The sequence below is a fragment of the Pseudoalteromonas sp. GW168-MNA-CIBAN-0100 genome, assembly GCF_040309225.1.
In the GTDB taxonomy this organism is placed as follows: Bacteria; Pseudomonadota; Gammaproteobacteria; order Enterobacterales; family Alteromonadaceae; genus Pseudoalteromonas; species Pseudoalteromonas arctica.
Genome location: NZ_JBEOOL010000555.1, coordinates 1 through 272 on the forward strand (window position 1 = coordinate 1; position 272 = coordinate 272).

Here is a 272-nt window from a genome sequence, read left to right on the forward strand (position 1 = left end):
TTATGAAAATCCTTAGTGGTGAATTAGAACCATCTTCGGGTAACGTAAGTACTGATCCAAATGAGCGCGTTGCTAAACTAAACCAAGATCAATTCGCCTACGAAGAATATTCTGTTATTGATACCGTGATTATGGGTCATAAAGAATTGTGGGATATCAAACAAGAACGTGACCGTATATATAGCCTACCTGAAATGAGTGAAGAAGACGGCATGAAAGTAGCCGATCTTGAAACTGAATTTGCTGAAATGGACGGTTACTCGGCTGAATCT

Annotated in this window: 1 pseudogene; it reads left to right on the top strand. The window is 39.3% G+C overall.

Annotated features, from left to right (window positions below):
* Positions 1 to 272 (top strand): annotated as a pseudogene (locus AAEY62_RS22405) (ABC-F family ATPase); the annotation flags it as partial.